This window comes from Microcystis sp. M53602_WE12 (assembly GCF_030065455.1).
GTDB lineage: Bacteria > Cyanobacteriota > Cyanobacteriia > Cyanobacteriales > Microcystaceae > Microcystis > Microcystis aeruginosa.
Genome location: NZ_JASJFB010000263.1, coordinates 1 through 5,974 on the forward strand (window position 1 = coordinate 1; position 5,974 = coordinate 5,974).

Below are 5,974 nucleotides of genomic sequence, written 5' to 3' on the forward strand. Positions count from 1 at the left end.
AAATCCTTATCTGGCAAGAGACTTAATTGATTAGTTCGCTCTAGAGCAAAAACAATTGACAAAAATCGCTAAATGCCTTTCTCTATAAGGGTTCCATCCCTTATAACCCCCGTCCATTGCATAACACAAACCGAAGAGCCCCCCTTATTAAGAGAGGCAAGGGGTATCAAAGGCAGAATCTATCTTCTATTTAATCAGAACTACTTACTTAACTTCTTACCTCTGTTAGTATTTTATGGGCTTTATGGGTTACTTCTTATCCAAACAATTAATCTCAATAATTTTCCCTCTCTCATCGAATATTTGAGCAATTCTTGGGCATTTTCTTCTGGTTATTCCAGTGCGATGAGTATTGTAGGAAATTACCAGCATTTACTCATTGCCTTGCTCTGCTTGTCCTTAAGTTTGCTTTTAATGTCTCTGGCAATTATAGACCAAAACCCTAGTCTCGCTATTGCCTATATTTTTCCTATATTTTTATCATTTAAGCATGGATTTGTTAGGCAAGATGCTCACGTTGTTGTTTTTACACTTGTGGTTATTGTCTCAGCTTCTCTTTATACAACAATTATTAAAAAATCTCGGTTGAAGAAAATTGCTTATTGTGCTTGGGGAATAATTTTTTTGGGATGTATTATTATCACCTCTAGTCCTAATTGGACTATATTGGAAAATGCTCGCCAGTGGAGTAATTTCAGTCCCGATAGGGTGGCTAATAATATTGGGGTTGTCATTTCCTCTATCCTTAATCCCAGAGAATTAGAAATGCGAGGTGAAAGGAGTACAACTCAAAATTTACAAGTCATTGCTGCCGCTACCAAAATACCCGATTCTGTGCTGGGAAAAGTGCAAGGCAAAACTATTGATATAATTCCCTGGGAATTTTCACTGATTCCGGGCAATCAGCTTAATTGGAAACCGCGGCCGATTATTCAATCCTATTCTGCTTATACAGAAAAACTGGATGAACTAAATTATCAAAGCTTATCTCAATCTCCCAGAGATTATCTGATTTATCACTTTCAAGCTATTGATGGCAGACATCCTTTTTTTGATGAACCTAAAGCCTTTTCCTATGTGGTTTGTAATTATCAACTTGACTCGGTAAATTCGCCCTTCCAAGTCCCCGCAATCAAAACCAACTTTTATCTTCTAGAAAAACAAAAAGTCAGTCGTTGCATTCCAACCCCTCTAGGAGAGACTACTAATGTTACTTGGGATCAAGTCTATGAATTACCTACTCGTAATAGTGGGATTACTCGTGTTCAAGTTAAATTTGAATATTCTTGGTTGGGTAAAATAGTCAAACAACTCTTTAGAATCCCTCCCGTGATAATTAACGTTAATTATCTCGATGGAACTCAAGCCAATTTTCGCTTTGTTCAAGATAATTCAGCTAATGGAGTTATCCTTAGTCATTTACCGAGAAATGATCAGGAATTAATGGCATTTTTTCAAGGAAAATTACCACCACAAGTCAAATCCTTTAGCTTTTCTGTCAGTAATCCTCTGCTATTCTCCCCAGAAATAAAAGTAACGCCTTTTTGGGAAGTTGAGACTGGTTCATAATCTTTCTTGAAGCTTGAAAAGCGGTTAATATCTCTGGCAAATGGAGAATAGGGAACTCGAATCCCTGACCTCTGCGGTGCGATCGCAGCGCTCTACCAACTGAGCTAATTCCCCATATATAGACCATAATAGCATTTTTGAGCAGAAAATCCTAGGAACTGGCAAGGGATCGAGGGGCAAAAAATCGAGCGGCTTCTCTCTGGAAAACTTTAAAATGGAAAAAGTAATCTTGAGGATGATAACTAATGGCGATACTACGCTTAGAGAATGGGACAACCTATACCCAGTTAGCCGATATTAGTCTGGAATTGGCCAAATTAAATGTCACTTTAAACTATTGGCCGATCGAAAACGAAGCCACTCGTCAGCTACTTAAACAAGCTTCTCTGACTGACGAAGAAAAAGAAATAGTTTTAACCAGCTTAGACGGTTATTTTGAGCAACTTAAACAAGAAGCGGGTTATCAAGCCAGAGATTTAATCGTTTTACACCCTGAAATTCCCAATCTCGACACTTTACTGGCAAAGTTCGAGCGCTGTCACACCCACGCCGACGATGAGGTGCGTTATATCATTGATGGGGAGGGGGTTTTTGGCTTTGTCTTTGCCGATGGTTCTCAGGGGGAATTAACTATTCAACCTCAAGAATATATCAATGTTCCTGCCCATAGCGAACACTGGTTTCACCTCACTGCCAGTAAACGAGTTAAAGCAGTGCGTTACTTTACCAGTACCGCCGGATGGGTTCCCGAATATACGGAAACTGTCATTCGTTTTCCTAGTTTAACAGCCGTGTAGCCTTTGGTTTTTTGGCGAGTGCTTTCCCAATAAGACAGATAAGTTTTGCAGGGATGGCAACGCCGGCAGCCACAATCTGTTAAGGGGTATATTTGTCCTGTTGAAAATCTCCCGTCTAGTGCCTAGCTTGACGGGAGATTATCTCAATTCGGGGGATTGGCGTGATAGATTTAGTCTAAGCCGAATTGATTGCCCCGTTTGTACTGTAAGTAGGCGGCAACGAACAAACCCGCTAGGGTAATGGGAATTAAGCCTAGGACAATCCCTAGCACTAAAGGTTCAATCACGTCTGTACTCCTTGGATTAGCAATTTTTCACCCGTATTTTATCGTAGCAGCGGTTGCCCTGGAAAGATAGGGCGATCGCACATACTTCTTAAGTGGAGTGTTGGGGTAGTGGGGTGTGGGGTGTGGGGTGTGGGGTGTGGGGGGTAGTGGGGAATTTAGCTGAAATTTCCCTATCTCCCTATCTCCCTATCTCCCTAAATCCCTGACTCTTATCTCCCGACTCCCGAAAAGGAAAACTTGCTATCTCACCATTAAGATAACTGCTCTACTCTAGGAGCGACCGAGAAAAAATTTTCTCAATGTGCCTTTACCCCAATAGCGATCGATTTCTTGCCAGAGATTGTGGAGACAAAAAACCACTGCTAGACAGAGAGTAACCGCAAGGATTTGAGAGAAACTTTCCCTTTGCCAAAATTTGGCCATTGCCTCCGAAATTACCCGCGTTCCCCGATAAGCTTCCAGAAAACCCTCGATCGAGCCGAGAATCAGTGCTGCTAGGGTATAAACAAAGGTTCTATACAGAACACTAACGTAACGGGGTCGATTTTCTAACCATTCTAGCTTCATGGCTGCGTCGAGAATGGCCACGGTTTTTGCCGCAATGATCGCCCCTAAGCTCGCTTTACCCAAAACGTAGGTAGTAATCGAATATTCTTCCAGAAATAATTTCATGATCAGAAGAATATAACCGAAAGCCAAGAAAAAAAAGAGGGCAAGAGAACCGATTTTTTTCAATTCCTTTTTAATTGCTTCCATTGATTTTTTTTGATATTTTCTGCCAAGATAGCGGTCGCGCTGCCGGATAGTCCTTTAACTATAAGCTATAGTTAATTATTTGTTGCAGCTATTCTCCCATCTCCACCAGCAAGTTTGAGCGCCGATAACTGAACTGATGCTTGAAACTAATTACGGCTTGCTGAATAAATCTAAAAACCTTGTTGTATAAGACTTTTAGACTTGTTTTCCCTCAAAAAGTGCCGACCTTTGGAGTGATTGGGGGGAAAATTCAGGTACTTTTTCCCTGAAAATTAGGTAATTGACCACCTGAAAATCGGTAAAACCCCACACCCCACACCCCACACCCCACACCCCACACCCTGCCCCTAGGAAAAGCTTTTTCAGCAAACCCTAATTACGGCTTGATTGTCGATAAAATGAGGATTACCGAGGGGATCGATGGCACTGAAAGCGTAAAAATAACGGCGTGCTAGGGGCGGAAAATCGCTAAAATCGAAGATTGTGTCACCTTTAGCCACATCTGCCCAAAAATTTCGTAATTTCGGGGCTAATTCCTCCGCTAGACTCACGGGAAGATTGAGGGGATGGCAGGTTAATAAACGCATCATAAAAGGATAAGAGCGATCGCCTAACCATTGCCGAGAAATAGCGGGTAAATTCTCCCATCCGGGTATATTTTGCAGATGAAAAGATTCTATGGCTAATTCAACCGTGTTTTCGCAATATTCTAGCACCCGGTAGGGATGGGGATAACTGACGAGGGAACCGGTGGTAATTTCATAGATACCTCTAGTAAAAGCCAGATCCTGCACGTGGAGATGGCCAGTAATCAACAATTTTACGCCGTTTTCCTGTAGTATATCGAGCAGTTCTACCGCATTAGCCAACATATAGCGTTTACCTAATTCATGATTGCTTTGTCCGGGTAAATGCTCGATAACGTTATGATGGATCATCACCATCACTAGATCGTTTTTTAGCGCGGGTAAAGTCTGTTTTAACCAATGCAATTGTTCTGCATCTAAACTGCCAATTTGTCCACCTTGCTCATCGAATTGATTAGAATTAAGACCGATTAATTGCACTCCGGGTAAAATTTCTTTTTGGTAGTATATTTGTTCGGGGTCGCTGTAACCAAATTGTTGATAATAGAAGGGAAAATCTGCTAAACCGATCTGGTTTTCCGTCGCGGTTAAACTCAAAACATCATGATTACCAGGCACCACATAGACGGGAAAGGGTAAAGTGGCTAAACAATCGGCTAACCAACGATGATTTTCTGGTTCACCATCTTGGGTTAAATCGCCAGCAATCAGCAGAAAATCGAGGTTAAGGGTGATGAGATGGTCTAAAACAATTTTTAAAGCTGGAATACTCACTTCCACCAGATGAAAGCGATTAGAATGGTTTAAAATGGTTGTGGGTAAAGCGATATGAGGATCGCTGAGAATGGCGAAACGGAAATTCATCGCATTGAATTGGGCTAAATATCGGTAAACTAGATCGATCGAGGAGAAATGAGGAGAAAATATCTTTGGCTAAAGTTCGCGTTCGTCAGCACGTCAATCCCTTAAGTCATAAATATCGCCATCCGATCGCTCCCCCCGATTGGAATCAAGTTTATCAGGATATGACGCAACCTCTCCATCTTGACATTGGTTGTGCGCGGGGTAAATTTTTGTTACAAATGGCCCAAGTAGAGCCAGAAATTAATTTTTTGGGGATTGAAATTCGTCAACCTTTGGTAATTGAAGCGAATCAGGAACGGGAAAGGTTAGGATTAAGTAATCTCGCTTTTGTTTTTGGCAATATGAATGTTGCCCCAGAAATTTTACTGCAATCTTTGCCCGCGGATAAGTTATTTTGGGTGTCGATTCAATTTCCCGATCCTTGGTTTAAACAGCGTCACAGCAAGCGTCGGGTTGTGCAGCCAGAATTAGTCATAGCTTTGGCTAAGTATATGGTAGCTGGGGGCTGGGTTTTTTTACAGTCGGATGTGGAATCGATCGCCCTGGAAATGACCGAGAGATTTCAAGCACATCCCAATTTTGTTCGGCAACATCAAACCCCCTGGTTAGAGGAAAATATTTTCCCCGTACCGACGGAGAGGGAAAAGTCCACTTATAATAAGGGTCAACCGGTTTATCGCTCGCTTTTTCGAGTTCGGTAGCTTCAGCTAAAATATCTTGGCACTGTCTGAAATCATGGTTAGAAATCTCGACTCACCCCTAATACTTGAGGACAATAATCGCCCCCCTGTATCTCAATTGCTAGAATTTCTCTTAACAAAAGAAAAAAACAATAAAAAAACTAAAGAAAATCTTACTTTTGCGGCTTTAGTCGGTACTTGGCGATTATACTTTATCACGGGAACTCAAAAAGCTAAAAAGAGAGCGGGAATCGTTTTGGGTAAGGGTCGCTATCTACCGTCCTGGTTAAAAATTACGGCTCTTCGGTTTGTGTTATGCAATGGACGGGGGTTATATTGGATGTAACCCTTATATAGAAAGGCATTTAGCGATTTTTGTCGATTGTTTTTGATCTAGAGCGAACTAATCAATTAAGTCTCTTACCAGATAAGGA

At 41.5% G+C, this 5,974-nt stretch carries 5 protein-coding genes, 1 tRNA gene and 2 pseudogenes; 4 read left to right on the top strand and 4 right to left on the bottom strand.

Translation table 11 applies throughout. From position 1 onward, the window contains the following. Positions 1-138 precede the first annotated feature (138 nt). Positions 139-1,569 (top strand): annotated as a pseudogene (locus PX482_RS09595) (hypothetical protein); the annotation flags it as partial. A gap of 41 nt (positions 1,570-1,610) precedes the next feature. Here the strand turns inward: PX482_RS09595 and PX482_RS09600 are convergent. Next, positions 1,611-1,683, bottom strand: a tRNA-Ala gene (locus tag PX482_RS09600). Between the two features lie 131 nt (positions 1,684-1,814). Here PX482_RS09600 and PX482_RS09605 point away from each other — a divergent pair. Then, entirely contained in the window at positions 1,815-2,366 is a 552-nt protein-coding gene (locus PX482_RS09605) for a 1,2-dihydroxy-3-keto-5-methylthiopentene dioxygenase (protein WP_002759439.1), read from the top strand. Between the two features lie 170 nt (positions 2,367-2,536). Here the strand turns inward: PX482_RS09605 and petG are convergent, their stop codons facing one another. The 3 genes from petG to PX482_RS09620 form a co-directional block, all read right to left on the bottom strand. Next, entirely contained in the window at positions 2,537-2,653 is a 117-nt protein-coding gene (petG, locus tag PX482_RS09610) for a cytochrome b6-f complex subunit V (protein WP_002738052.1), read from the bottom strand. Between the two features lie 270 nt (positions 2,654-2,923). Beyond that, positions 2,924-3,409 (bottom strand): hypothetical protein, encoded by a 486-nt coding sequence (locus PX482_RS09615; RefSeq protein ID WP_002759444.1) that lies wholly within the window; start codon positions 3,407-3,409, stop codon positions 2,924-2,926. 362 nt (positions 3,410-3,771) lie between these two features. Next, complete coding sequence (locus tag PX482_RS09620) at positions 3,772-4,860, bottom strand: metallophosphoesterase family protein (protein ID WP_288094580.1); 1,089 nt, start codon at positions 4,858-4,860, stop codon at positions 3,772-3,774. 65 nt (positions 4,861-4,925) lie between these two features. On the opposite strand from PX482_RS09620, the gene trmB reads away from it, so the two are divergent. Then, entirely contained in the window at positions 4,926-5,561 is a 636-nt protein-coding gene (trmB, locus tag PX482_RS09625; RefSeq protein WP_286825890.1) for a tRNA (guanosine(46)-N7)-methyltransferase TrmB, read from the top strand. Between the two features lie 34 nt (positions 5,562-5,595). Beyond that, positions 5,596-5,838 (top strand): annotated as a pseudogene (locus PX482_RS09630) (hypothetical protein); the annotation flags it as partial. Between the last annotated feature and the right edge of the window lie 136 nt (positions 5,839-5,974).